The sequence below is a fragment of the Roseiconus nitratireducens genome (assembly GCF_008629675.1).
In the GTDB taxonomy this organism is placed as follows: domain Bacteria; phylum Planctomycetota; class Planctomycetia; order Pirellulales; family Pirellulaceae; genus Stieleria; species Stieleria nitratireducens.
Map to the genome: position 1 here is coordinate 680,882 of NZ_VWOX01000001.1, position 25,635 is coordinate 706,516.

Sequence of the window (25,635 nt, forward strand, 5' to 3'; positions counted from 1 at the left end):
GCCAGGCGGAGGGTTCCATGGTCTGGCGCCACGCCGGCCACAACGCGGCAAAAACGACGCAAGGTCCGCGGGTTGTTCTGGATCCGCGCATTGCTCAGCGGATCAAACCCAAAGCTCGCTACAACTGCTCGCTACAACTGCTCGGTCAGCCACTGCAGTTCGGAGGCAATGTCGTCGGCCAGACCGCGTTGACGCATCGACTCGGGCAAGACGGTCCAGGCATACGTTTCGACTTCCAGGTGACCGGTGAATTCGAGCTGGGCGTCCGCCGAGCGAACGGCTTCCAGGCATTCCAAGACGTCGTTGCGGCTGGTCGAGAGGTATCCAAGGCTTTCCAGAAAGATCGGGACGTGGAAGTGAATCATCCACTGCCGGGCCGATTCCAACTGCTCCGGTGTTGTCTCACGTAGCAGCTCGGGCAGGTCATTCGCCAGCCGGAAGGTCCCGGACGCATCCAGCTGACCGGTTTGGTGCAGGTAACGGTCTTCAGCGAACTCGCCCAATTGCGTCAGCGCGTCCGCGTACCGCTCTTCAGGAATCTCGCTCCAATCGGCCACGATGGCGCTGCTGACTTGAACCTTCCCGATACCAATCCCGGCTTGTCCGTAACGCTCGATCACCTCCCGCTGCGGTTCATTCATTACCACGCTATGGCAGATGTCGTGGCAGACGGTCAGGTAACGGCGGTGTGCCGCCTCGGGCAGTTCCGCGTCGAAGAATTCGACAATGTCCTCGACGGTGTCCAGCAGGCATCCGGGCTCGGGTTCGATTGCCACCACAATGCGTTTGCCGGTGTCTTGCTCGATCTGTTGCAGCGACTTGACGAGTTGGCGAAAGTGTTCGCCCGACTGTTCGCGGTTTCCCCGGTCGCCGGATGCGGCCGTGAACGGGTTTTCCGGCCAGCCGATCGGCAGGGTGCTGATCGATCCCACGGATTGGTCTTCATCAAGCAGCCCCGCCAGAATCGTCGCCAGACGCTCGGTGTACTCCAGTCGTTCCCGCGATTGCCAGGTGGGTAGGTAGACCCGTTGCTTGACACTTTCGCCATGAAAGTTGGCGAACGGGAATCCGTTGATCGTGAACGCGGTCAGCTGATTCGTTTGCAGGAATTCTCGGAACTCCGCCAGCCCGCCGTCGATCAGTTCTCGTGAGGCTTGATCGGGAATCCAAAGTCCGACTCCCAAACGCTGGGTGTCCAGTTTCTGGCGGACGGCCACCGCGTAGCGGCTCAAATTGTTGCGAATCGCCGGCAGATCCGTTCCGGCGTGCACGTTGGTGCAATAGCCGATTTCGAAGGTGGTGGAGGGGGTCGAAGAAACCAAGGTAGCTGCAGGGGCTGGGGGGAAACGGTGACCGGGGCGTCTCCCTACCATACCGCACCGTCTGCCGGCCCCCAACCGCGACGCGGCCCGCCGGCGTGCGGATCGGGCCGGGGCATTCGTCGGGTGTGCAATTTTGTCCGAGCCATGTGCGGCTTCGGCTTTGGCAGACTAGAATTGCCAGCGTTTTCGTGTTTGACACCCGCCGCCAAACCCCGCCTTGCCGTGATTTTGAATTGCACCCGTCCGCTGCTGGCGGCGATCTGCGTCTCGTTTTGTTCCTGCTGCTGGATGCCGCTGGCGACCGCTCAATCGCCCGAAGCCCCCAACCGCAAGCACCAGGATCCGTCCGACAAGTTTGCCCAATTGGACCCCTGGTGGCCGACCCCCGGCGACCAACGCATCGCTTCGGGAGCGCCCGGTCCAGCCTATTGGCAGCAGCGAGCCGACTACGAGATCGACGTGACGCTGGACGATCAGACGCAGCGGATCATCGGGTCGGCGCGGATCGACTACCACAACCAATCCCCCCACACGCTGTCCTACGTTTGGGTCCAGCTGGATCAGAACCGGTTTCGCAGCGATGCGGACGATGCCCTGACCGAGACGGCCCCCTCGCTGCAGCCCAGGATTTCGTTTTCGCACATGAAGTCGATTCTGGCCCGGCGTAGCTTTGACGGCGGTTACCGAATCAAATCCGTCACCGACGCGCAGGGCAAGCCGCTGCCGCATAAGATCGCCGGCACCATGATGCGGATCGACTTGCCCGAGCCGTTGGCACCGGAGACGGGGACTCAGTTCGTCATCGACTACTCGTACAACATCGTCAACGGCAAAACGATTCGGGCGCGTTCCGGATACGAGTTCTTCGAAGAGGACAAGAATCACATCTATGAAATCGCCCAGTGGTTTCCGCGCGTTGCCTCCTACACCGATTTCGGCGGATGGCAGAACAAGCCGTTTTTGGGACGCGGCGAATTCACGCTGGAACTCGGCGACTATCGCGTCCGCATCACGGCACCATCGGAGATGGTCGTCACCGCAACCGGGACGCTGACAAATTCCGAAGAGGTGCTGACGCCCCAGTGGCGTGAGCGTCTGGAGCGTGCGAAGACCGCGGACAAGCCCGTCTTCGTGGTCACGCCGGAAGAGGCGAAGGCCAACGAAAGTGTCCGGACCGAGACGACCAAGACGTGGACCTTCGACGCCAAGAACGTTCGTGACTTTGCGTTCGCGGCCAGCCGCAAATTCATCTGGGATGCGATGGGGACCGAAGTCGGATCCGACACCGTGATGGCGATGTCCTTTTATCCCAACGAAGCCGAGCCACTGTGGAGCAAGTATTCGACCGAAGCGATCGCCCACACGTTGGATGTCTACGGACGGTATTCGTTCGAGTATCCCTACGAAGTTGCCATCAGCGTGAACGGCCCGGTCTACGGGATGGAGTACCCGATGATTTGTTTCAACGGGCCGCGACCGGAAGATGATGGCACCTACAGCAAAGCCACCAAATACGGGCTGATCTCCGTGGTCATCCACGAGGTCGGTCACAATTTTTTCCCGATGATCGTCAACAGCGACGAACGCCAGTGGACGTGGATGGACGAAGGCCTGAACACGTTCCTGCAGTACCTGGCCGAGCAGGAATGGGAGGAGGGGTATCCGTCGCGTCGCGGGGACCCCGAAAAAATCGTCGCCTACATGCGTGGCGGCAACCAGCGGCCGATCATGACGGGCAGTGAAGAGATCTTGCAGTTCGGTAACAACGCTTACGGAAAACCGGCAACCGCGCTGAACATCCTTCGTGAAACCATTTTGGGAAGAGAGCTGTTCGACTTCGCCTTCCGCGAATACGCCCGTCGTTGGAAGTTCAAACGACCGACTCCCAGCGATTTCTTTCGCACGATGGAGGATGCCTCCGCGATCGATTTGGACTGGTTCTGGCGGGGGTGGTTTTACGGAACCGAACACGTGGACATCGCGATTGATGACGTCGAACTGTATCAAATCGATTCCGGTGATCCCGACGAGAAAGCGGAACGGGAGCGACAGGAGAAAGACCGCCGAGAACCGACGCTCAGCGAGACCCGCAACGAGGGGCTGAAGCGACGCATCGATTGGCAGCCGGGTTTGAAAGATTTTTACAACAGCCCCGAATACGACGAATTGAAAGTCGAGGAAGAAGATCGCAAATCCTTCCAAAAGTTTTTGGACGGATTGACCAGCGACGAACGGGCACTGCTCCGCCGCACCACGAACTTTTACGTGGTCGACTTTCGCAACGTCGGCGGTTTGGTGATGCCGATCGTGCTGCGAGTCCATTACGCCGACAGCACCAGCGAGATGATGCAGTTCCCGGCGCAAATCTGGCGGCACAACAGCAAGCAGGTCGGCAAGCTGATTGTGACCGACAAGGAAATCGTCCGCCTGGAGCTTGATCCCCGCCGGCAAACGGCGGACACCGACGAAAGCAACAATCACTGGCCGGAGAAGTTGGTCCCCAGCCGTTTCAAGCTGTTCAAGGACGAGAAGAAAAAGAACGCGATGCAGAAGGCGGCCCAAGACGAAAAGCAAGCCGACAAGGAAAACGGCGCCGAAGAAAAGAAGTCGGATGACGACGACAAGGTCGAACCGGTCGAGTGATGGGAGCGGCGATGATGGTTCACGGTTTCTCGACGGCGTCGACGGTGTGCACTTACTTGGCCGCCCTGTTGTTGATGCATCCGGTGCACGAAACGGTGTGCGAGATGGAATGGGATCCGCAGCGCGGGCGAGTGGAGATCGCGCTGCGTCTGGATCGTCTGGATGAGCAATGGATCGAGCACCGGTATCGCACCGCGGGTGCCGACAAGGAGACTGAGCAGGATTGGCACGTGCCGCTGCTGGAAAAACAGTTTCTGCTGGATCCGGTCAGCGAAGGCGATTCGAAGAAACAACTTTCCGGTCGGCCGTATCGTTGGATTGGTCGCAAGGAGGACGGAGCCCATGTCTGGTGGTTTTTCGAAACGGCAAAGCAGACCGATGAAGCTCCAAAATCAATTCAGACCCGGTTGCTCTTTGACCGGCACTCCGACTATACCCACCGAATTCAAATCCTGAACAAGCTGCCGGGCGGGGCCGCTCCCAAAGCCGTGGTCTTGACGGAGCAGCGTCCGAAGCAAGCATTGACGTTCCCCGTGGCTCCCTAGAGACAGCCGATGGCCGTGTCCCAGCCGATGGCAGTGACCAACCTGACCGCCGAAGTTGTCTCGATTGGCGATGAAATGACCAGCGGTGCCAGGCTGGACACGAATGCCCAATGGCTCAGCCAGCGGCTCGGTGATCTGGGAATCGACGTCCAGTTCCACAGCACCGTGGGCGATACGCTGCAGCACAACATCGATGTGTTTCGCACCGCGGCCGAGCGAGTGGATTTTGTCGTGGCCACGGGCGGCCTGGGACCGACACGCGACGACTTGACGCGCCAGGCACTGGCGGCGGTCGTCGGCCAACCGCTGGAACTCCGCCAGTCCGCGCTCGATCACATCACGTCCCTGTTCTCCAAACGCAATCGCGAAATGCCCTCTCGTAATGAGGTGCAAGCGATGTTCCCCGTCGGCAGCCAGGAAATCTTCAATCCCCAGGGCACCGCGCCAGGTGTCGATGTCGCTTTTGACCGCCAAGGGAAACGCCCCAGTCGCGTGTTCGCGCTGCCCGGCGTCCCGGCCGAGATGAAGCGGATGTTTGACCAGACCGTCGCGCCGCGGATTCTGGAATCGGTCGGTCGTCGCAGCCACATCGAGCACCTGGTGATGAAGTTCTTCGGGATCGGTGAAAGCGACATGGAGCATCGGCTGGGGGAGATGATTTCCCGAGACCGGATTCCCCGAGTCGGCATCACGGTCAGTTCCGCCACCATCTCCTTGCGAATCACGGCCATGGCGGATTCACCTGAGCAATGCCGGGAACTGATCCGAGGGACCCGTCAGGAAATCCTGGATCGGGTCGGCGAATTGCACTTTGGCGACGGCGAGGATTTCGAGCAGTACCACGCGGTTCGACGCGAGTTGGATCGGCGCGGGCAAAGCCTGGTCAGTCTGGAACTGGGCAACGCGGCAAAACTTGCCGGCTGGTTTGCATCCCTGGGTAAGACGGCCACCTATCGTGGCGGATTTTGTTTTGCCGATCTGCCCGAGTTGGCGGCCGTGTTTGCTGTCGCGGTCCCGTCCGCAACGCAGACGCTGCTGGAGAAGACGGGAGCGGATTGGTTGCTGGTGGTCGACGCGTATCCCTCGTTGGAAGTTGAAGCCGAGGAACCTTTGCCGGCCGCCGAGGTCCGATTTGTGGTGGTGGGTCCCGACGGAAGAACGTTCAGCACCACCAGCCGGCTGGGAGGGCATCCGGCAATCGTGCACGCCCGCATCGGCAAGGCGGCTTTGGCCTGGTTCCGTACCGTCTTGGCACGCGAATCATCGACCGCCGACTCTGCCGCCGCCACGACACCATGAAGGTGTTGTACGAGGACAACCATCTGTTGGTCGTCGACAAGCCGGCCGGAATGGCCACGATGGGTGCTCGTCCCGGCAGTTCGTCGGTGCATGCCTGGGCCGCCGACTACCTGAAGCGTCGGTACCACAAGCCCGGAAACGTGTTTGTCGGCGTGGTGCACCGTCTGGACGCAATGTCGACCGGCGTGCTGGTGCTGGCGCGGACCAGCAAGGCGGCGTCTCGATTGGGAATCCAGTTTGGCGGCCCGGGGAAAAGCAAGAAGGCCAGTGCCCCGGCGGCCAAGCTTTATCTGGCGTTGGTCGAAGGCGATCTGCGACGCGATCCCGCCTGGTCGGACTCCGGGCGATTGGAAGATGCCGTTTTCAAAGACGACGCGGCGCACCGGATGCGCGTCGACCACGGAGAACACCGTCGGGAATCCAAGCCGGCCCGACTGCGATACTGTGTGATTGACAGTCGCAACACAGTGACCTTGGTCGCCGTCCGGCTGCTGACCGGTCGCAAGCACCAGATCCGGTTGCAGTTCGCCGACCGTGGCCATCCGATTCTGGGCGATCGAAAGTACGGAGCACGGTCTGAATTCGCTCCGGGGGTTGCCTTGCACAGCTGGCAGCTTTTAATAACGCATCCGACCCAGGCGGTTCCGGTGCGGTTGCTCTCGCCGGTACCGGCTGATTGGCAACGCAGCTTTGGGGCGCTGCCGCCGGAGTCCACCATCCAGTCGCGGGTTCGTCACGAACTGGATTGGTCACCACCCGACGATGAATTGCCGGATCGATCGACCGTTGATGACTGAACCGACGCCACGTTTCCTTCCACGTCGCATCGTTTCCGGCGGACAGACCGGTGTCGATCGTGCGGGCCTGGAGGCCGCCATCGCGGTGGGCATCGAACACGGGGGCTGGTGTCCCAAAGGCCGTCTGTCGGAAGACGGTTCAATTCCCAGCCGCTACGACCTGGTCGAAACGGATTCGGCGGACTACCCCGTTCGGACCGAACAGAACGTGATCGACAGCGATGCGACGCTGATTCTGTACGAGAGCCGATTGAAGGGAGGCAGCTTGCTGACCCGCCGATTGGCATCGCGGTGGCAGAAACCGCTGTTGTGTTTGAAGCTGGAAGCGGCCCACCCCGCCGAACTTCGGGCGTGGATCGATCAGATGCGGCCGGCGACGTTGAACGTGGCGGGCCCCCGTGAGAGCACGTCGCCCGGCATCCAGCAGCGGTCACTGGAATTCTTGCTGCAGGCATTGGCCCCGCCAACGTCTCCATGACGTGGGACTCATATGGCATGGGCCACACGGCCGGAGTCGCGTCTGTTGTGACAGCCGACCCGTTTCCCACTACGGTTTGGCCTTGGCCATCTCGCTGGCGGGACGCAGCAGCGATCGGATCGGTGCGGCGAAGGCGTAATAGCAGAACGCGATCGGCAGCGCCAGCCAGTGCAACAGAAACACGCCGCCGACGGCAAACAGCGCCTGGCCGATCTGATGCGGGGATCGGCGACCTCGAATCCATTGGGACACCAGGTGTGGGTACTGAACGCGGGAAACCATCAGGTACGCCAACACCCCGGCCAGTGCCGGAATGAAGTAGTGCGAACCGACCAGCACCCGATCCGCCAGCCACTGAACGTTGGCCGGATACACCGGGTCGCTGGCGATGGCTTTCAGATCGGGCATGGCGATCGCCAGGGCCGCCAACGTGCCGGCCGCCGCGGGGCTGGGCAGCCCTTCGAACGTTTCGTGCGAATCTTCCTCGTCGGTTTCCACATTGAACCGGGCCAACCGGATCAACACACACAGCGTGAACAGCACGCCCACCGCCCACAGGAATCGTTGGGGCATCGCATCGCTGATTCGCCAGATGATGACTGCCGGAGCGGTTCCAAAGGTTACGGCGTCGCACAGGCTGTCCAATTCCGCTCCAAACTGCGTTTCTTGACCTGCCATCCGGGCCGCCGATCCGTCCAGGGCATCGAACAGCATGCCACCAAAAATCAGCATCCCCGACGTGAACAGTTTCTGCTCCAGCGGCCATCCCAATTCCGCACCGCTGACCGCTACCGCAATGGCGCCCAAACCACACATCCCGTTGCCGAGCGTCAGCATGGTGGGCAACACGGCCAGCATCAGTTTTCGACGTCGCTTCCGCTTGTGATGACGACGTTCCCGACCCGACTGGGCAACGTTCCGACCTTCATCCTCGATCGTCTCGCCGTCCTTCCAGGTGGGTTCTTCTTCGGAAAACAAGCGTCGTTTCAGTTCACTCATCAGAGGGTTCTATGGGGATCGATGAACAGCCGGGTCCGCCCATCCCACTGTAGCAGACGCCCGGCCGGCGGAAACTTGGCCGGCGGTCCACGCCGTGGCGAGCGTCGCGAGACATTCTCTTGCAAAACCTAGCTCGGACAAGGCATTGGTGCCCGTATCAGGTGCTTGGTGGTGCGGGAATCGGCGGAATTCTGCGAATGGTTGCTTACCGCTGCCCGGCGTCATGACGGGATGTCGACGTCGTCCCAGTCCGCGTGTTCGAAACAGGTCAGCCAATTCAAGGCGTGTTGCCGTTCCGTGATCACGCCCCCCTCCAAGCCCGCCGGAGGCGTTTGTTGCTTTTGGATCGCTTCGCGGGCCGCCCACAGCAGGCGGAAATTCAAATCCAACCCGTCCAGTATCTGGTCGGTCGGGCGAAGTTGGATGGACTCGATCAATTCGCGTTCGCTTTGCGCGATCATCCGCCGTGCCGTTTCCGGGACGTCGCAGATGGCGTCCGGAAAGGGCAGGGTCGGTTGCAACTGGCAAGCCCATTGCAACGCCGCCAAGGCTTCGTAGCGCCAGCCGGCTGCGACGACGTCCTGGGAATCCGGTGACTCGCTTTGCAGGAACTGTTGCTCCCAGGGTGACAGCCCTTGAAAAGCCAGCGGTGATTTCTCTCGCAGCGCCTCGGTGGGAATCGGTTTGCCACTGGCCAGGGATTCGGCGCGGACCGCCACAATGAACAACGCGAGCATCCGCCAGGCGACTTCATCGGGCGGACGCATTGTGACTTCCAACTCGCTGACGACCGGCGGCAATGTCTCCGGAGTATTGATCAGACGATTGCGTAGCTGCAGTTCCGATTGTGCTTTTCGCTGTCGGGCGTCGGGCAGGAATGGAATCTGCGCGTCCGGATCCGGGCCCTGCGAGTCGGGGTCGTAAAGCTTGGCACCGTTGGGGTCGCGGATGCTGCGGTCGGGCAAGAACAAGATCGCGTTGCTGTCCCAGGCCCAGGGGGCAATCGCTTCCAGATGCTCTCCGTCGACCTTGAATGCCACCAGCACGTTGGTTCGCTGGACGTGTCGGCACAGCGCGTACAGTGCCGGAGAAATCGATTCCCCCGCGGATTCAAACAAGTCCGTCACCAACTTGATCAGGTGATCGGAAAACCCCGGCGTCGCATCGTCACGGATGAACACCGGTTCGTGGGGGAACTCGATCGGCGGCGGTTGCCGATGGGTGCAGTAGGCAAAGATTTCAACAGGCATGACTTACCTACCAGATGAGGTCGCCTAAAGGCTCCACACCAGCGCGTCGTCCACCGCGCTGGTGTGGAGCCTTCAGGCGACTGGGAGTGTTGGTGTGGAGCCTTTAGGCGACTGGGAGTGTTGGTGTGGAGCCTTCAGGCGACCTCGCGCGTCGGTTTTCATCCGAGCAATTCGGCGTTCAGCTTGCGTTTGCAATCCCCGATCACGTTTTGCACCAGGCTGTCGGCCTCTTCGCCGCTCAGGGTGGCATCATCGCGTTGCAATTGAACCGACAGCAAAACGCGTTTGCGGTCTTGGCCATCCTTGTCGGGGTCACGATACGTTTCCAGGTACGTCACCTCTTTCAACCGATCACCGACTGCCGACCGAACCACACTCTCCAGTTCGTTCCAACGCACCGATTCGGCAACGATAAAGTTCAGGTCGCGTTGCACGGTCGGGAACGTGCTGACGATGGTTTGCTGTGGAACCAATTGGGCATCGGAAAGCAATTGCGGAAGTGATAGCTCGGCCACGACGACGGGGCTGGGCAGCTTCCATTGCTTCAACGTCTTGGGGGAAACCACACCCAGGTATCCCAGCCGGGCATCGCCCAGCGACAGTTGGACCAACTGGCCGGCAACGAATCCGTCGGCGTCCGTTTGCTTGACGGTCAACGCCGCGGCGGTACCCAGTGATCGGCAAAGCGATTCGACCATGCCCTTGACCGCGAAAAAGTCGGCCCCGGTGACCATGCCGACCGCGTACAGTTCTTCCGGCAAATCCTCTGCGGTTTTACCCGGAAGGTACAGGTGCGCCAGTTCGAACAGGTTGGCTTCGATGGAAGCCGCGGCCCAGTTGTCCGCGCGGGCCTGGATCAGGCTGGGGAGCAGGGTGCGACGCAGTTTTTTGGCGCCCTTGAGCATCGCGGTTTGCGTGCTCAGGGCCGGCCGATCGGTCCATGGCGACAACGACGCGTCCAATTTCTTGGTCACCACGCTGGGCGTCATCGCTTCGCTCAGGCCCGCGGCGGTCAACACGCCGCGCACTTTTTCCGTCGCGGTGTCGAAAGTTCGTTTGCTGCTGGGGGTGACCGGGATCGGGCTGTCTTCGGGAATCTGGTCGTACCCGTGAACGCGTGCGACTTCCTCCACCAAATCGGCCTCCCGTGTCAGATCGTGTCGCCAGGAGGGGGCGACAAAACTCCCGCTGCCGGCCTTGATCTTGCCGTCGCTTTCACAACCCAATGCCGTCAGGATTCTGTCGACCTCTTGAGGCGAAATCGAAATCCCCAGGATCCGTTCCAATTGCGAGAGCCGCAACACGATCGGTTCGGGACGCTCGATTTCCGGGGCGGTGTCCAAAACGCCCTCGGCCACGGTCCCGCCAGCGGATTCGACGATCAACTCACAGACCCGTTGGCTGGCCCAGTCGATTCCCACCGGATCGACGCGTCTTTCGAATCGGTAGGACGAGGGGCTGTGCAGCTTCAGAGCACGGGCGGTGCGGCGAACCGACAACGGCGTGAAGATGGCGGATTCGATCACCACGTCGCGGGTCGAATCGGTCACCTCGCTGTCCGCCCCGCCCATGACTCCGGCGACCGCCTGGGCACGCTTAGCATCGGCGATCACGCACATCGACCGATCCAGTTCGTATTGGCGGTGGTCGATGGCGGTGATGATTTCTTCGGCCTCGGCTGGCCGCACGATGATTTGTTGTCCTTCGACTTTGGCCAAGTCAAACGCGTGCAGCGGCTGGCCGCATTCCATCAGCACATAGTTGGTTGCGTCGACGACGTTGTTGATCGGCTGGTAGGGTTCAATCTTGCCGTCGCGGCGACGCTTCCAGAACACGGCCTGCAAAGCCTCGATCATCCAATCCGGGCTGGGACCGATCGTGACGCCCTGGATCACCCGCGCCGTGTATCGCGGACAGGCTTCCGGGAATCGATTCTCCACCGACAGCAACGACTGGGCGGTTGTCGTTCCGGGACGCAGTTGGGGTGTCGGCGTTTTGAGCGTCTGGTCGTACAGCACCGCGATTTCCCGGGCGACGCCGATGTGCCCCAAACAGTCGCCGCGGTTGCTGGTGACTTCCAGGTCGATGCACACATCGCCCGGTGCCAGGGAGGGATTCTGGTCCGACGTTTCGGTGCCCTCGTGATTCAAGCCACTCAGGCTGAGTCGTTGTTCCAGCTCTTCGCGATCCATCGAAAGGTCGACATAGCGTGAGAGCCAATTCCAAGAGACAAGCATTCGATGTTCCTAGTGATGGATCCGGTTTGAATCGGTGGGCCCGTCGATGGGATCGTCGGTCAGGGGTTGCCTGACACATGGGTTCAAATTTCCGCTTTCACCCTCCCGCTTGCGGGAGGGTCGCGGAGGAGCTTGCGACGACGCGGGGAGGGTTGTCACTGAGTCTTGCTTCAGAGTCATTTCCGATTCTGCCCTCCCCGGAGCCTCGTTCCTCGCCTCCGACCCTCCCGCAAGCGGGAGGGTGAAAGGGTTTTGGAAGACGGGACCGCATGCTTTACGGGGCGCGTGATACATGCCGTGAATTGGGCCATGTTGACCCGCCCTTTCCGATCGTCACGGTTTACCGAAGGAATCCGATCGACAGGCACTCCGGAATAATCCGCGACCTAAAACTGGCTTAAAAAACGCATGTCGCCGCTGTACAGATCACGGATGTCTTTGATCCCGTGACGACGCATGCACAAGCGTTCGACACCCAGCCCGAATGCGAAACCTGACACTTCTTCCGGGTCATAGCCGACGGCGCGAAAGACATTGGGGTCGACCATCCCGGCGCCACCGAATTCGATCCATTGGCCGTCCCACAGAAAGTCGACTTCGACGCTGGGTTCGGTGAACGGAAAGAACGACGGACGGAAACGTATCTCCACGTCGCCGCCCAGGTAGTTGGTGGCGAAGACTCGCAGCACGGTCTTCAAGTTGGCCATCGTCACGTGCGTGTCGACCAACAGCCCTTCCATCTGATGAAACATCGGAAAGTGGGTCGCGTCGGGATCGTCGGGCCGATAAACGCGCCCGAGCGAAATGACCCGGATCGGCGGCTGCCGGTTTTCCATCACCCGGATCTGGACCGTGCTGGTCTGGCTGCGTAACAGCCGGCTGCCTTCTTCGTTACGACGCTCGTCGCCGGTCTGGGCCGTCGCCAGGTAAAAGTTGTCCAGCGGATCCCGGGCCGGATGGTCCTCGGGAATGTTCAGGGCCACGAAGTTGTGCCAGGGATCCTCAACCTCGGGACCCTCGGCCGCTTCGAACCCCATCCGTCCCATGATTTCGGTCAGGTGCGAAATCGTCTGGGTGATCGGATGGACGTGCCCGATGTTGGGCCGAACGCCGGGCAGGGTGGGATCGAAGGTGGGGTCGGAATCGCTGCCGCCGCCACCGCCCAGTCGATTCTGGGCATCGTTGACCGCGGCCTCAATTGCCTGTTTGACTTCGTTCAAACGCATGCCTGCCGACTTGCGATCTTCGGCGGCGACGCTGCCCATCTGCTTTTGGATGTCGCGGAGGGCGCCTTTTTTCTGTCCGACGTACTTGACCCGCGCAGCCTCGAACGCGTCGGCATCCTTGACGGAATCAAGTGTCGAAATCGCCTCGCTCTTCAACGAGTCGAGGGCGGATAGAAAGTTTTGCAGTGACATCGAACAGATGTTACGCGGCCAAAGCTTCTTTGACCTTGTCGACGACGGTCTTGAAGCTGGCTTCGTCGTGAATCGCCATTTCCGACAGCGTCTTGCGGTCCATCTCGATGCCAGCCTTCTTCAGGCCGTGGATGAACTCGCTGTAGCGGATGTCGTTCATCCGGCAGGCGGCATTCAGTCGGGTGATCCACAGACGTCGGAATTCACGTTTGCGGACGCGTCGGTCGCGAAACGCGTACGCACCGCTGCGAACCAGCGTTTCCTTGACGGTTCGTGTCAGCTTTCCACGTCCGCCGCGGTAACCCTTGGCACGTTTGAACAGACGTTTCTTTGATTGCCGACGGGCGGCTCCTTTGGTGGCACGCATTGGTGCGGATCCTTCTCAGGTTGCTCTGGAATCAGGCCCCGGCGTCATCGGTCCAGCCGACGCACCGGCGTTTCGCCCATCCAAATGGGAATGGAAAATGATTTTGAATGTCTAGCTGCAGTGGTAGAGCATGCTGTGCATGCAGACTGCAGTGGTAGGGCATGCTGTGCATGCCAACACAACTCGAGCCTCGGTAGGGCATGCTGTGCATGCCGGTGAACTTCGGTAACGCATGCCGGCGAATGTGCATGCCGGTAAACACGAATCGAATGTCATGCACAGCATGACCTACGACGCGACAACGCGTTCCGCTTAGTAGCTGTAACCGTTCAGCGACGCCTGGATGGTCTTCTCCATGCAGGGATCCACGGCGGTGGTTCCACGGAGGTTGCGGCGACGTTTCTTGGTCAGCCCCTGTGCCAGGTGGCTGGTACCGCTTTGACGGTGCATGGCTTTGCCGGTCGCGGTCAAGCGGAAGCGTTTTTTCGTGCCTTTGTGCGTTTTAACTTTTGTGCCCATGGTCCAATGATTGGGTTGAGGGTGCTTTGATTAGTTGCCGGGCGAAACGCCGGGTGGCGTGACGCAATTCGCGTGATTGGGCCCAATTCGCGTGATTTGGATAGGGCCTGCCGATTGATCGGCTGACCGAAGGGTCCGACGCGAGCCTTTTCGTGTCCGACTGGTGGCGTGCGACATCCGCTTGTCGGCGGCCGCAACGGCTTTTCGTCGACGCTGAGGGACCGCGAAGGGTAGCAACTGCCGCGGGGATGCGGAAGAGGGTTCGGACCGCTGAATCCCGAGAAAAACGGCGTTTGGGTCAGTCCACGACGTTCAGCTGCTGGTTCATTTGCTCGGTCGCCGCGCGGACCGCGTCCTGCCAGCGGGCGTCACCGTAGGTTTCGGCAAATTCGGGGCGGGCATGGGCAAAGATGATGTGCCGCGAGCTGTTGACGACGGCGCCCAGGCCCCCAGGATGGAATCCGGCTTTGACGTCCTCGGCCGCTCCGCCCTGAGCCCCGAACCCCGGGATCAGGATCCAGCTGTGGGGCATCGCCGATCGCATTTCGGCCAATTCTTGAGGATACGTGGCACCGACGACGGCTCCCAGCGGGCCGTAGCCATCGGAATCGGTCCGCGGGGCATTCAATTCGGTCAGCAGTTCCGCCACGCGGGCGTACACCGTTTGGCCGTCGGTCTGGCGGTTCTGCAGTAGCCCGCCGCCGGGGTTGGAGGTTTTCACCAGCACAAAGATCCCGGCTCGGCGGGCATCGCAGACCTCCACGAAGGGTTCGATCGAATCGCGACCCAGGTACGGGCTGACCGTCAGGGCGTCGCTGCCCCAGGGACTCTCCCCGCCCAGGTAGGCATCGGCGTACGCGGTCGCCGTGCTGCCGATGTCGTTGCGCTTGCCGTCCAGGATCACCAGGACGTCCTTCTTTCGGGCGTAGGCGATGACCTCACCCAGGGAAATCATTCCGGCCGGTCCCAGTTGTTCAAAGAACGCCGCCTGGGGTTTCACGCAAGGGACCAGGTCGGCGACGGCATCCAGGATTTCGCAGCAAAACTGGGTGTATGCTGCGGCCCATTCCTCGGGCCGGTCTCCCTGGACCGTCTCGCGGAGTCCGGCGGGCAGATTGGCTTTGCGGGGATCGAGTCCGACGCAGGTCACCGAACGGGTGCGGCGAACCGCGGCGGCCAGACGCGAAGCAAAGGTCATCGGGAAAGGTCTCCTGGAAGTGGAAAGGGCAATGCGGGCCTGATCGTACCATCCGCAAACGCATTTCGGCATCCGGCGAAGCCCCCGTGCTGCAGAACACGGGGCCCGTCGCCTAACAAAAACACGGGCGTTCTTCGCCTTCTGTGCGGCAGCTTCGCCCGTCAGAGAAAAGCGGGGCAATCTGTCCGTCGCCGTCGGCGCGAGCCGACGGACACGGCTGGCCACACCACCCCCAGCCGCGAAGCGGCGACAGTCCCCACCGTCGGCGCGAGCCGACGGACACGGCGCTTCATCATTGGTGACGAGGGCGCTCTAGAAAACCAGGGACGCGTTCGCTAATCTAGCGGGCCGACGGGATGTGGCTCAGCCTGGTTAGAGCGCTGCACTGGGGGTGCAGAGGTCGCAAGTTCGAATCTTGTCATCCCGACTACCGTCAGACCTGAAACCCTGCGTCTTGCAGGGTTTTTCCTGTTTCGGGTTCTCAGATGCTCCGCAGGCGGGTTCGTCCTGAGCCGTCAAGGCCGGTCGATCCCGGTGTCTCACCTGCCGCCGATGCCTTCAGAGCGAATGCATTTATCACTGCGGTGGGTGCTTGTCAGGATCACCCGGGTCTGAACGCGCCCGACCGCAAACGGCGATCTACGGCATGAACTTCAACGACTTGCCGGCGATGGGAGCCTCTCACGGCTACCTCGTCGTGCTCGCCCTGCTGGGGCTTTCAGCTTTGGTCACGGGAGGTTTGCTCTACAGGCGGGGCTGGTTCGAATAGGCTGTTACGTGCTTGGTTGGACGCAGGATAAGCCGCCTTATCCCCGCCCGCATCTACGAAAGGACGCATTCTGACAGCCAAGAAGCGCCTTGGCAAATTCGCCGTGGTCACTGAGTCAACACAGCGGCTTGGTATTGTCCTTCCATCCCTTGAATCTCCATGACAGCAATCAGACAGTCGGCGTGATCGACTTGACTTCAACGGAGTCAACGCAGCCCTTAGGCCGAAACGGCATCGACGTGCGAAGGCCCTGGGTAGAATGAAGCCGATCATCTCCCATGCTGAAAGAAGTCAGAGCAAGAAGAGCAATGTCGAGATTCAAGTGGATTCTGGTGCTCGCGATAGCGGTCAGCGGAGCGGTGCACTCACGAACGAACGCTGAAGAGAAACTTCCTCAATTCGTGGAAGACCCTGTGGTTTCCAACAACCCCAACCAGAGTGTGCCACTAGCAGCGGTCGTCACGTTCAAGGCAAACCAGCCTGTTGAAACGACGATTACTCTCACGGAGGGCGAGCATCGTTGGGAGTTCACCTACGATGCTGCTCGCAAGGCGGAGAAGGGGCTTCCAGTCATCGGTTTCCGACCGGATCGCAAACACGAACTCGTGGTTTCCATCAAGAATGCTGGGGGCGAGATAGCTTCATCTGAACCGCTTACGTTCCAATCTCCGAAGCTACCAAGTGACCCTGCCGAGTTTCCCAAGATTGCAATTGCCACCAGCGACTCAAAGATGGCCGAACCGGGATTTCGACTGTTCAACCCGAGAAGGAGAATACCACGCCAGACCCAAGCCGGAAACGAACAAGAGCGAGAGTTCGGCGAGAGCTTTGGGATGTTGCTGATGGTTGACCAAGCTGGCACGCCTGTCTGGTTCTACAAGACGGACTCTCGCATTGCCGGATTCAACTACATGGACAACGGGCACATTTTATATGTCACTGCCGACTACCGGCTTGTTGAAATAGACATGCTCGGCAACGAGATACGGTCGTGGTATGCCTCACAGCGTCCACAGGGAAAATCAACAGCGACCCCCGTGGAGACTCTGACCTTTCACCACGATGCCGATTTGCTCGACAACGGCAATGTGTTAGCTCTCTCAAGTGAGCGGCGAAAGATCGAGAATTACTACACCAGTGAGTATGAAGCAGACGCTCCTCGACAAGACCAGTGGGTGATGGGCGACCGCGCTGTCGAGTTCACTCCCGGCGGTAAGATCGTATGGAGTTGGAAAGCCTTTGATCATCTTTCTTCACGTCGTATTGGCTACGAGACGTTCTCGCATTATTGGCAGCGTAGGGGATTTCCAGACACGATTGATTGGTCGCACGCAAACGAAATCACCAAGCTCGATGACGATTCGGTTCTTATCAACTTTCGTTACTTGAGCGCCGTTGTCAAAGTTGACCGAAAGACCGGAGAAATTCTCTGGATTTTCGGTGAGCCATCCGGCTGGTCAAAAGAACTTCAATCGAAACTCATTCAATTGCAGGGAGATGCGCGATGGAGTTGGCATCAACACGCTCCCACGTTCACATCTCGTGGAACGCTTCTTTTGTTCGACAATGGAAACTATCGTGCAAGACCATTTAATGAGCCAACGTCGTTGGCGAAGACGTGGAGTCGGGCGGTCGAATACGAACTTGACGAAAAGACCCTGACGGCGAAACAGGTTTGGACTTCCGAGACCGCGGACGAAGAAAAGGTCGTCACGATTGCAATGGGCAGCGCGTCAGAGACACCAGAGAAAGGAAATATTCTCGTCGGCTATGGAGCAATCCTCGATCCGTCACAGGTCCATAAAGTCTCATGGAAGACTCGCTCGCAAATTGGTCAGATGACTCGCTGCCGAGAATACACACATACGACGCCAGCGAAGATCGTATGGGATTTGCGACTCGAACCGACTGGTGGCAACCCCAAGATCGGCTGGAATATTTTTGGTTGTATCCCTGTTTCGTCACTTCAGCCGTGATGGGTGGATGGGGTGCGTCGTGTGAGTGTCGGACGAAAGCGTTCCAGCTCCTGCGTCAAGCGTTGCCTGCTCTAGCCGCTTTGATTAAACTCGCTCCGTGATGTCGGGTCGTAATTCTCAGCGGCTTTCTCGGCTTCAGCGGTCGTCCACCTGTCGCACTTGGCAATCGACTGACGCAATACGAGCAGATACTCGAAGTTTCGTTCTGTTATCGATCAGTGCTCACATTGTCGGTGCCACAAGACACGTTCGTATCGAAAGATCAGTACTCGAATGAAACAGATTTGGTTGGCTTGTTGTGCGGTATGGTTTCTTTTGGCTGTTGTTGCTCATGCGGCGGATCGGCCAAACATCGTCCACATCGTCGCCGACGATCTCGGCTGGAAGGACGTTGGCTTTAACGGGGCGACTGATGTTCGAACCCCAAACATCGACGCACTCGCCAGTGGTGGTGCGAAACTCACGCAGTTCTACACTCAGTCGATGTGCACGCCCACTCGTGCGGCGTTGATGACCGGGCGTTATCCGTTTCGCTATGGGTTGCAAACCATTGTGATCCCTGGCCCCGCCGATTATGGCCTCGACACGACCGAGTATCTGTTGCCGCAGTGCCTGAAGGATGCGGGCTACCGCACCGCGATCATCGGCAAGTGGCATCTCGGGCATGCCCACATGAAGTATTGGCCGAAGCAACGGGGTTTCGACTATCAGTACGGCGCGATGATAGGCGAGTTGGACTACTTCACGCACAGTGACGCTGGCGTGCTGGATTGGTTCCGCAACAACAAGCCGGTGAAAGAGAAAGGCTACACCACGCAACTGCTCGGTGCCGACGCGGTGGACTTCATCCACCGGCAGGCTGCCGACCGACCTTTTTATCTCTATCTGGCGTTCAATGCGCCGCACACACCTTATCAAGCCCCCCAGGAATACATCGAGCGGTTCGCAGACATCACGGTGCCAACGCGTCGCATTTATGCGGGCATGATCGCTTGCCTCGATGACGAGATCGGCAAGGTTGTTTCTGCACTTGAGAAGAAGGGGCTCCGTAAAAACACGCTGATTCTGCTGCATAGCGACAACGGCGGCACCAAAAACGCGATGTTTGCCGGGCAGATGACCGACCTGTCGAAGACCGTCCTCCCTTGCGATAATGGTCCCTATCGCGATGGCAAGGGATCACTGTTTGAGGGGGGCAACCGCGTCGTGGCATGCGCGAACTGGCCTGGGAAGATCAAGCCGCAAGCGGTGGAAGGGATCATCCACGCGGTGGACCTCTATCCAACGTTCGCCGCACTCGCTGGTGCGTCGACTGCCAAGTGCAAGCCATTGGACGGCGTGAATGTCTGGGAGACGATTGCCAATGGCAGCCCATCGCCAAGAACCGAGGTCGTCTACAATGTCGAACCTTTCCGGGGGGCGTTGCGACAGGGAGACTGGAAACTGATCTGGCGTTCACTCATTCCAACCAGCGTCGATCTCTACAACCTGGCCACCGACCCTTACGAGCAAGACAACGTGGCCTCCGCACATCCCGAAAGGGTAGCGGCCATGCAAGATCGCCTCAATTTTTTGGGAGGTGAGTCGGCCAAACCGCTGGCGTTGATCTACGTAACTCGCGTTGGTTTGGCACATGGTAAGCCGCTCATCGCCAGCGAAGAGAATAAAGACCCGGCCCCACTCGATGCGCACGGTCCGTCAATCACGGACGAACGTTTTGGCGATCCCGATCGACCCTGAACGCCATGGGCTTGAAAGACTCGTTGGTGCGATTGGCCAACGAGCACGTTGCGGAGGTCGTCTTACTTCCTGCGTTTGGGGGGGTGTCCGATTAGAGACTCTGCGATGCAAAACTCACTGGATTTGATGATTGCAGGTCAGAGCGAGCGGAGCAAAGAAAGCTCTAACCGGATCTCGACCCCCCGATTTCAAGACTGGCATGCACACGCTGACCAAAGACACGCCCTCATTGAGCAATTACGGTACCAGCAACACGGAGCTTAGGCCGTCCATATACTGGATTTCATGCTGATGGCGCAGACTGCAGAGGTGTTCAATTCCACCTACAGGCACACAATTCTCGACTAGGGGCCGGATTGTCCAACTTATGCAGACTGCAATCGCGTTCAAGCCGAATCGGTGTTCGCGATTTCTACTATGTCCTAAAACGCGGTGTGGTATTTCAGCAGCGCGATCGCGCTAGCTGCCGTGGCGTCGGTAGACTTTCTCAGGGCCTGGCCGATGTTGGCTGTCGGACTGGCCGTGAATACGTTGGCACACAGGTGACAACGAAGCGGTTGCATTGTGTGCACACGCGCGTTAAGCGGCTCTTGTCCGGTCACACGCACCAGGTCACGAGAAGCTTTCTGGTAAAGCGTTTGCTGCTGACAGTCAAGACATTTATGGCCTTGGCCAGTTTTTTTCTATCAACATAGAAATAGGACTTACCCCCCTGTTCTCGATTGCGTAAGATTTCTACAGGGATAGAAAAAGAATGGCTAGCCGGGAGCACGACCATGACCCGATCGACGACACCGCAGCCGACCGAACTAGAGCTGCAAATGCTCAAAGTGCTGTGGGCCAATTCACCGAAAACAGCTCGCGAAATCCGTGATGCGTTGGCTTCGCATGGACGCGATCTGGCTCACACGTCCGTGATTACCACGCTGCAAAAGATGGTTGCCAAGGGGCAATTAAAGCAGCTCGATCCGGTCGAGGGTAAGGCGTTTCGGTTCGAGCCGCTGGTTTCCGTCGATGCTGTGTCAAAAAGTATGCTGGGCAACCTGGTGGATCGGGTGTTTGATGGGTCTGCCGAGGCCGTTCTGCTGAATCTGTTTGACGTGACGGACCTGGACGCGGACTCGTTGAAGCGACTTCGCCACGTGTTCAATCAGAAGATGCGGGAGAAGCAGCAATGAACGATCTCTGGCATCACTGGTTCGCTGGAAGTTGGACGCATGTCATAGCACTTTCGCTCGCCCATTTATTGTGGCAGGGCGTGTTGATTGGCTTGGTTGTTGCGAGCCTCGATCGGTTGCTGAGAAAGGCGTCGGCAAGTTCTCGGTACGTTTTGCATTTGGTCGCGCTGGCCGGTTTGCCAGTATGCTTTGTGTTGACGATGGGCAACGTGGATGTCACCACACCAATGCAGGTTGCCGTGGCGAGTGAAGTTGTATCAGACGAGCCCGAGTCCGCTCCGGAACAAATCAATGGTCCACCTGCAGGACCGCCGGCCGGAGTGTATGAGCTTTCGGGCAACTCGATGGTCCAAACCACGATAGCAGCCGAACCGCAAAAGTCTCAAGTTGCGGTAGACTCACCGTCAACCGTCGAGGGAAATAACATCGTCTTTGAAGATCTCGATGTCGCTCGAAATGAACACGCGTGGCTGCCGAATCTGGCTCCGATAATTGTCGTAGCCTACTTGCTTGGTGTAGCTGTTTTTCTCATTCGGCTGACGCTGGCCGTCTGGGGCGGGCATCGATTGCGATCGACCTCGCAGCCGCTTGATGATTCGCATCTGCTCAACATCGTGGCCGAACAAGCACGCCGTGTTGGATTGCGAATCGTGCCCGTTGTTGCTCTATGCGAAAGAGTTGCCGTGCCAACCGTTGTCGGTGTCGTACGACCGATGGTGTTGATACCAGCTTCGATCATCACGGGGCTTACTCCGGAACAGTTCGCCACAATCATCAGCCATGAGCTGGCACATATTCGACGCTATGACCTGCTGGCGACATTGCTTCAACGCACCATTGAATCGTTTTTCTTTTTTCACCCGGTTGTTTGGTATCTAAGTCGGCGGATCAGTCGCCATCGCGAAGTGTGCTGTGACGATCTGGTGGTTTCAACCGGGCATGGACCGATGGAGTATGCCGGAGCCTTGTTGCGCATGGCTGAATTGTGTGTGGCCGTTGAACCAACCGGAGCCATTGCAGCGACCGCGACGGGGACTGACCGTTCGCAATTCGAGTCTCGGGTAACAAGGTTGATGACAATGACACAACGAACGCAACTCCGATTGACACGCGTCGGCGCCGTTCTGTTGGGATCGCTGCTCATTCCGCTAATGACCGTGCCGCCGCTGATTGTGGGCCTTGTTCAGGCGAAGGAAACCGAGGATACGGACACCGTAACCGGTACCCTTCAGGTGCAAATGGCGGTTCTGACGCCCGGCCCAAAATCGGAAGAAGATGTCAACTCAGGAAGCTGGCGAGTGGCGGTCGATTGGAAAGTACCGATTCGAACTGAAGGTGGTGCTGGAAGCGTCATCTCCGAAGTCGACGGTGCGATCCTGCGAATCGAGTGGCAGGCAGTTCGGCGATACAACGGCGGACTTCAGTTCGATAGGTTCAACTGGTCGATCGACAATCCTATCGATCGACGTGACGGGGTTTCGCTCGGTGGCATCGGCGGTCGACAGATCGCTCCCCAGTCATCGTGGTTCGGCGATGAATTTGAATCGCTTGCGTCAATGCAACTCGATACGGCAGGTGAGCAGAAATCAGATCGCGTTCTGGTGTTCCGCGCGAGACACCTGCCAGCCAACATGAAGATCAAGCGGCTAAGCCTTCCGGAATTGCTAAGTTCCCCATTGATAGAAAAAGTCACGGAGTCGAAACCATATGGAGACGAAGCTATAAACGATGGACCGATATCGGACGAAACAAGGCGGCTTTTTCAAGCCGCCTATGACAGTGATCCGTCTTTCGGACGCGCCTCTATCAAACACGCAGGGCAACGGCAAAAAATCGCAAATTGGAATCGAGTACTGCAGCAAGACGGTCTGACTCGCGAGCAACAAATCTTCGCGTGGTGGCGCATCGGGTCGCTGGCGGCATACAACTTTAACGCTGGCCAGGGTGAAACGGCGGACAACGATCTGGCTGCCAAAGCGTTTCGAAAGGTCCTTTCCATCGGAAATGATCTGGTTTGTCGAGAAACACTGGGCGCCGCCACTGTGTATGCAACACTCGGCGGAGGCACGCGAGAAGATCAAGCCAGTCGCATTGAGTTTGCCAAACAGTGGCTGACAATGCGAACCGAGGCGATGGTTGTGCAGAGCGCATGGCTGGTCAATCACAACGGCTATGGCATCGATGGACGCTTGATGCCCGGCGGCATGAACTTGCAGACAGAAGCCGAAAAGGCGGAGTACCTCACCAAGGAACTCGCCAATGCTCGCGAGAGTGTGGCCGCCCGCGCAGCGATGGCAGCTGCGAAAGAAGACCGCCCAATGTTGCGCGATGCAGCTCTCAAAAGACTCGCAGATCGCGTCGTGGCTGCTGCTGGTTCATCAACATGGAAGCTTCATCATGTCGACAAACTACCAACGGTGCTGGCAGACGACTCGCTCGGCTACCGAATCACGCTTCGCCGAACGTGGGAGGAATACTCGAGTCTGCCGCAACAAAAAGAAGCGCCACCGGATGAGCCTGGACCGTTTGAACGCAAGCATGAGGACTGGGAATTCGTGCTATTCCCCCGTGAGCGGCAAGACGCTAGCCGCCGGTCCGATGCGTCAACACCCGCGGATAGCGGCTCGCGGCTTACGCAGTCGTCGCTGGCGGTTCTAGGATTAAAAATCCTCTGGAAAACCGCTTCCAGCCCTTACCACACACAGGCCGTTTGCATGGGCGAGGGCCATGGTTTCGTCTGGTACTCGCTCGGAACGCTTTTCCGCCAGGAGACGATCCGCGAGAAACTCAAACTCACCGGAGGCGACGATCGAATTGACTTGTTGATCGTTGGAACGCAGATTGAAGACGAGGGCAAAATCACTGCCAACTCATGCGCACGACTGATGGAACGGTTTGGCGATGAAGCACTCGGACGAATTGAAATAGCGATCGAGCAAACGCAGGAGCCCACCGCACTTCGTGGGCTGATCGGATCACTCGCTTCCATTCGTACCGATGCTGCCACCAAGCTGCTGATGAGGCTGCACGAGTCTGACTACAAAGACATCAGCGCAGCAGCCGACTTTGCCTTAGTTCATCGACCGTTGCGTCCGGCGGCAAAGTCCGCGTACTTGGACATGCTTTTGAAGCATCGGCATGTCGATGTCGCTTGTGCAGACGCCGTTCATTTCAGGTGGAAGGAAGCATTGCCGAGTCTGGTCCATTTGACCTCGCGTCCCGAAAGCCTGCGCGAGTTGTCGTGGACGATTCCCGCACGTCGTGAATTGGAAGGCAAGCCCATCGAATACAAGTTAATCGGGGCGAAGCAAACGATCATTGCTGAGCGAACCGATCCCAATGATGTCCGAGACGCATGGCAAACACTCACTGACTCCGACGACTTCGAGGCGGTTGTCCTGATCGGCATCGAACTGGCGACCTACACCGCCAAAGGTCCCCAAAAGCGAATCAATGACTTCGGATTTCGGGTGCTGCTGACCCGACCTCGCGATGAGCTAACTGCGTATCTGAAAGGCATTGGCAAGGTTATGCCTGCAGAGAATGCCAAACAAGTACAGCAGTTGCTTCGACAGTTGCAACGGTCGGAACAATTCAAGCGTTTGCAGTCTCACGGCATCCTCGTGACTCCCGGCGGGATCGGTGGTGCGAGCCATCGGTATGTCGTCCCCAGCGATTTTCTGGGCGGGTATGCAATTGACGATTTGTTGCAGTACTGCGTGAGCTTTAGCCCAAAGTCAGAAATCGTCTTCTTCGGCCCCGTCATTACGGACGATCAGTTTCGGCAATTTCACTTATTGCTGCCCGAATCGCACGTTCGTCGCATGGCGGCCGTTTGGTTGAACATCGTCGCCACCGTCTCCGGCGATGAAAGCGAACGCAAAATACTGCGAGTTTCTGACCTCGGTTCACCGGCGCGAGAGATCGGATTGCATGTCGATGACGTGATCGTGGGAATTGGTCCGTTCCGTTGGCCCAAGTCCGAGTCTCGCGACGCATACAACGCGGCGATGCTTACGCAGCGTCCCGGACAAGAATCAAAGATCGTCGTGGACCGCAATGCAAAACTTCTCACCTTCCCCGTCACGTGGGAAGAATCCACGGCACATCGCTTGCTGTGTGGCAATGGCATGCCCACAACGCAACGCGAGGCGATTCAATCTGCAAAACCCCACGTTGACGAAACTTCGACGACCGATAGCTTTCAGGCACTCACTGGCAAGTGGGAGGCAACCGAGGCATCGCACCATTTGCTTGATTCAAAATTGGTCGAAGCGAACCAGACGGGTTTCGCGATCGCGATCGACAAGCAGTTCGGCGAGTCTTATCGCAAAACGTCGGACACATACGAGAATCAGTATCGGGAATTCCTTGAGCAAAAAGGACATGCTGCCGTTGTGTCGGGAACGATTAAGTTCGATTACGGTGGCGAATCGGAACTGATGATAGCCAGGAAAGACGGTGAGCTTTATCTCTGGTACGGAGTTGTCACCGGTGGCAATCCACGCATCTTCCTGCGCGGCGGTGCCGACAGAACTTCCGTTGATTCCCTCGCAATCCAGTGGACTTCCTCGTGTAGCGACAGCCCCTTGGATTTGGACACAGACTCTGCGGGGGTCGTCTACCAGCGCCCACGCCCGACTCACCCCAGCCAAACAAAGAATTCAATGAGACTGAAATGAAAAGCATCAGTGCTGCCATCATTGTTGTCATCGCCGCTGCCTTATTGTTGGGAAGTGCGGTGATTGCTCACGACGACACGGCTCTTTTTATCCAAGTTGTCGGCTGTATTGTCGGCATTTTCGGGATTGCTGGCTGGTTGATGACATTGCGAACGACGAAGCGTGTTGACGATTCCAAGTGACGTCCTCACGCTTCGGCTCGCTTGCTGTCCTGCCAC

General features: G+C 58.7%; 19 protein-coding genes and 1 tRNA gene. 12 read left to right on the forward strand and 8 right to left on the reverse strand.

Going from position 1 to position 25,635, the window contains the following annotated elements; translation table 11 throughout:
* Positions 1 to 131 precede the first annotated feature (131 nt).
* Complete coding sequence (eboE, locus tag FYK55_RS02200; RefSeq protein ID WP_235908356.1) at positions 132 to 1,322, reverse strand: metabolite traffic protein EboE; 1,191 nt, start codon at positions 1,320 to 1,322, stop codon at positions 132 to 134.
* 222 nt (positions 1,323 to 1,544) lie between these two features.
* Here eboE and FYK55_RS02205 point away from each other — a divergent pair, with 222 nt between their 5' ends.
* The 5 genes from FYK55_RS02205 to FYK55_RS02225 are packed head-to-tail and all read left to right on the forward strand — an operon-like array spanning position 1,545 to position 7,084.
* Positions 1,545 to 3,965 (forward strand): M1 family metallopeptidase, encoded by a 2,421-nt coding sequence (locus FYK55_RS02205; protein ID WP_390621700.1) that lies wholly within the window; start codon positions 1,545 to 1,547, stop codon positions 3,963 to 3,965.
* Between the two features lie 11 nt (positions 3,966 to 3,976).
* A complete protein-coding gene (locus tag FYK55_RS02210; RefSeq protein ID WP_150074385.1) occupies positions 3,977 to 4,510 on the forward strand; it encodes a DUF6702 family protein in 534 nt (177 codons plus the stop codon).
* 9 nt (positions 4,511 to 4,519) lie between these two features.
* A complete protein-coding gene (locus FYK55_RS02215; protein ID WP_235908357.1) occupies positions 4,520 to 5,809 on the forward strand; it encodes a competence/damage-inducible protein A in 1,290 nt (429 codons plus the stop codon).
* A complete protein-coding gene (locus FYK55_RS02220; RefSeq protein ID WP_150074387.1) occupies positions 5,806 to 6,606 on the forward strand; it encodes an RluA family pseudouridine synthase in 801 nt (266 codons plus the stop codon). The genes FYK55_RS02215 and FYK55_RS02220 overlap by 4 nt, the downstream gene beginning before the upstream one ends.
* On the forward strand, positions 6,599 to 7,084 hold the full coding sequence (locus FYK55_RS02225) for a putative molybdenum carrier protein (protein WP_150074389.1): 486 nt from the start codon (positions 6,599 to 6,601) through the stop codon (positions 7,082 to 7,084). Before FYK55_RS02220 ends, FYK55_RS02225 begins: the two co-directional genes overlap by 8 nt.
* Before the next feature lie 69 nt (positions 7,085 to 7,153).
* Here FYK55_RS02225 and FYK55_RS02230 read toward each other — a convergent pair whose 3' ends face one another.
* The 7 genes from FYK55_RS02230 to pyrF form a co-directional block, all read right to left on the reverse strand.
* Complete coding sequence (locus FYK55_RS02230) at positions 7,154 to 8,083, reverse strand: CDP-alcohol phosphatidyltransferase family protein (RefSeq protein WP_150074391.1); 930 nt, start codon at positions 8,081 to 8,083, stop codon at positions 7,154 to 7,156.
* Positions 8,084 to 8,304: 221 nt separating this feature from the next.
* Positions 8,305 to 9,333, reverse strand: a complete 1,029-nt coding sequence (locus tag FYK55_RS02235) for a DUF4272 domain-containing protein (protein WP_150074393.1) — start codon at positions 9,331 to 9,333, stop codon at positions 8,305 to 8,307.
* 158 nt (positions 9,334 to 9,491) lie between these two features.
* Positions 9,492 to 11,570, reverse strand: a complete 2,079-nt coding sequence (pheT, locus tag FYK55_RS02240; RefSeq protein ID WP_150074395.1) for a phenylalanine--tRNA ligase subunit beta — start codon at positions 11,568 to 11,570, stop codon at positions 9,492 to 9,494.
* 386 nt (positions 11,571 to 11,956) lie between these two features.
* On the reverse strand, positions 11,957 to 12,988 hold the full coding sequence (gene pheS, locus FYK55_RS02245; RefSeq protein WP_150074397.1) for a phenylalanine--tRNA ligase subunit alpha: 1,032 nt from the start codon (positions 12,986 to 12,988) through the stop codon (positions 11,957 to 11,959).
* Between the two features lie 10 nt (positions 12,989 to 12,998).
* The gene (gene rplT / locus FYK55_RS02250) at positions 12,999 to 13,355 is read right to left on the reverse strand and encodes a 50S ribosomal protein L20 (protein WP_150074399.1); all 357 of its coding nucleotides are present in this window, start codon (positions 13,353 to 13,355) and stop codon (positions 12,999 to 13,001) included.
* 312 nt (positions 13,356 to 13,667) lie between these two features.
* Positions 13,668 to 13,874 (reverse strand): 50S ribosomal protein L35, encoded by a 207-nt coding sequence (rpmI, locus tag FYK55_RS02255; RefSeq protein ID WP_150074400.1) that lies wholly within the window; start codon positions 13,872 to 13,874, stop codon positions 13,668 to 13,670.
* Positions 13,875 to 14,172: 298 nt separating this feature from the next.
* Entirely contained in the window at positions 14,173 to 15,072 is a 900-nt protein-coding gene (gene pyrF, locus FYK55_RS02260; protein WP_150074402.1) for an orotidine-5'-phosphate decarboxylase, read from the reverse strand.
* A 352-nt stretch (positions 15,073 to 15,424) separates the two neighbouring features.
* Here pyrF and FYK55_RS02265 point away from each other — a divergent pair.
* From FYK55_RS02265 to FYK55_RS02290, 7 genes are all read left to right on the forward strand, one after another.
* Positions 15,425 to 15,499, forward strand: a tRNA-Pro gene (locus FYK55_RS02265).
* A gap of 219 nt (positions 15,500 to 15,718) precedes the next feature.
* On the forward strand, positions 15,719 to 15,841 hold the full coding sequence (locus tag FYK55_RS29965) for a hypothetical protein (RefSeq protein WP_261344939.1): 123 nt from the start codon (positions 15,719 to 15,721) through the stop codon (positions 15,839 to 15,841).
* A 278-nt stretch (positions 15,842 to 16,119) separates the two neighbouring features.
* A complete protein-coding gene (locus tag FYK55_RS02270; RefSeq protein ID WP_150074404.1) occupies positions 16,120 to 17,817 on the forward strand; it encodes an aryl-sulfate sulfotransferase in 1,698 nt (565 codons plus the stop codon).
* Between the two features lie 273 nt (positions 17,818 to 18,090).
* Positions 18,091 to 19,557: an arylsulfatase B gene (locus tag FYK55_RS02275; protein ID WP_150074407.1), complete on the forward strand. Its 1,467-nt coding sequence runs from the start codon at positions 18,091 to 18,093 to the stop codon at positions 19,555 to 19,557.
* Positions 19,558 to 20,333: 776 nt separating this feature from the next.
* Positions 20,334 to 20,735, forward strand: coding sequence for a BlaI/MecI/CopY family transcriptional regulator (locus FYK55_RS02280; RefSeq protein ID WP_150074409.1), 402 nt, complete (start codon positions 20,334 to 20,336; stop codon positions 20,733 to 20,735).
* Positions 20,732 to 25,417, forward strand: coding sequence for a M56 family metallopeptidase (locus FYK55_RS02285; protein ID WP_150074412.1), 4,686 nt, complete (start codon positions 20,732 to 20,734; stop codon positions 25,415 to 25,417). The genes FYK55_RS02280 and FYK55_RS02285 overlap by 4 nt, the downstream gene beginning before the upstream one ends.
* Positions 25,414 to 25,599, forward strand: a complete 186-nt coding sequence (locus FYK55_RS02290) for a hypothetical protein (protein ID WP_150074413.1) — start codon at positions 25,414 to 25,416, stop codon at positions 25,597 to 25,599. Before FYK55_RS02285 ends, FYK55_RS02290 begins: the two co-directional genes overlap by 4 nt.
* Positions 25,600 to 25,635: the final 36 nt, after the last annotated feature.

Excerpts from the sequence above, each read along its gene's own strand:
- FYK55_RS02210 (WP_150074385.1), top strand. The coding sequence starts at position 3,977 with ATGATGGTTCACGGTTTCTCGACGGCGTCGACGGTGTGCACTTACTTG.
- FYK55_RS02215 (WP_235908357.1), top strand. The coding sequence starts at position 4,520 with ATGGCCGTGTCCCAGCCGATGGCAGTGACCAACCTGACCGCCGAAGTT.
- FYK55_RS02220 (WP_150074387.1), top strand. The coding sequence starts at position 5,806 with ATGAAGGTGTTGTACGAGGACAACCATCTGTTGGTCGTCGACAAGCCG.
- FYK55_RS02225 (WP_150074389.1), top strand. The coding sequence starts at position 6,599 with ATGACTGAACCGACGCCACGTTTCCTTCCACGTCGCATCGTTTCCGGC.
- FYK55_RS02230 (WP_150074391.1), bottom strand. The coding sequence starts at position 8,083 with ATGAGTGAACTGAAACGACGCTTGTTTTCCGAAGAAGAACCCACCTGG.
- FYK55_RS02235 (WP_150074393.1), bottom strand. The coding sequence starts at position 9,333 with ATGCCTGTTGAAATCTTTGCCTACTGCACCCATCGGCAACCGCCGCCG.
- pheT (WP_150074395.1), bottom strand. The coding sequence starts at position 11,570 with ATGCTTGTCTCTTGGAATTGGCTCTCACGCTATGTCGACCTTTCGATG.
- pheS (WP_150074397.1), bottom strand. The coding sequence starts at position 12,988 with ATGTCACTGCAAAACTTTCTATCCGCCCTCGACTCGTTGAAGAGCGAG.
- rplT (WP_150074399.1), bottom strand. The coding sequence starts at position 13,355 with ATGCGTGCCACCAAAGGAGCCGCCCGTCGGCAATCAAAGAAACGTCTG.
- rpmI (WP_150074400.1), bottom strand. The coding sequence starts at position 13,874 with ATGGGCACAAAAGTTAAAACGCACAAAGGCACGAAAAAACGCTTCCGC.
- pyrF (WP_150074402.1), bottom strand. The coding sequence starts at position 15,072 with ATGACCTTTGCTTCGCGTCTGGCCGCCGCGGTTCGCCGCACCCGTTCG.
- FYK55_RS29965 (WP_261344939.1), top strand. The coding sequence starts at position 15,719 with ATGAACTTCAACGACTTGCCGGCGATGGGAGCCTCTCACGGCTACCTC.
- FYK55_RS02270 (WP_150074404.1), top strand. The coding sequence starts at position 16,120 with ATGCTGAAAGAAGTCAGAGCAAGAAGAGCAATGTCGAGATTCAAGTGG.
- FYK55_RS02275 (WP_150074407.1), top strand. The coding sequence starts at position 18,091 with ATGAAACAGATTTGGTTGGCTTGTTGTGCGGTATGGTTTCTTTTGGCT.
- FYK55_RS02280 (WP_150074409.1), top strand. The coding sequence starts at position 20,334 with ATGACCCGATCGACGACACCGCAGCCGACCGAACTAGAGCTGCAAATG.
- FYK55_RS02285 (WP_150074412.1), top strand. The coding sequence starts at position 20,732 with ATGAACGATCTCTGGCATCACTGGTTCGCTGGAAGTTGGACGCATGTC.
- FYK55_RS02290 (WP_150074413.1), top strand. The coding sequence starts at position 25,414 with ATGAAAAGCATCAGTGCTGCCATCATTGTTGTCATCGCCGCTGCCTTA.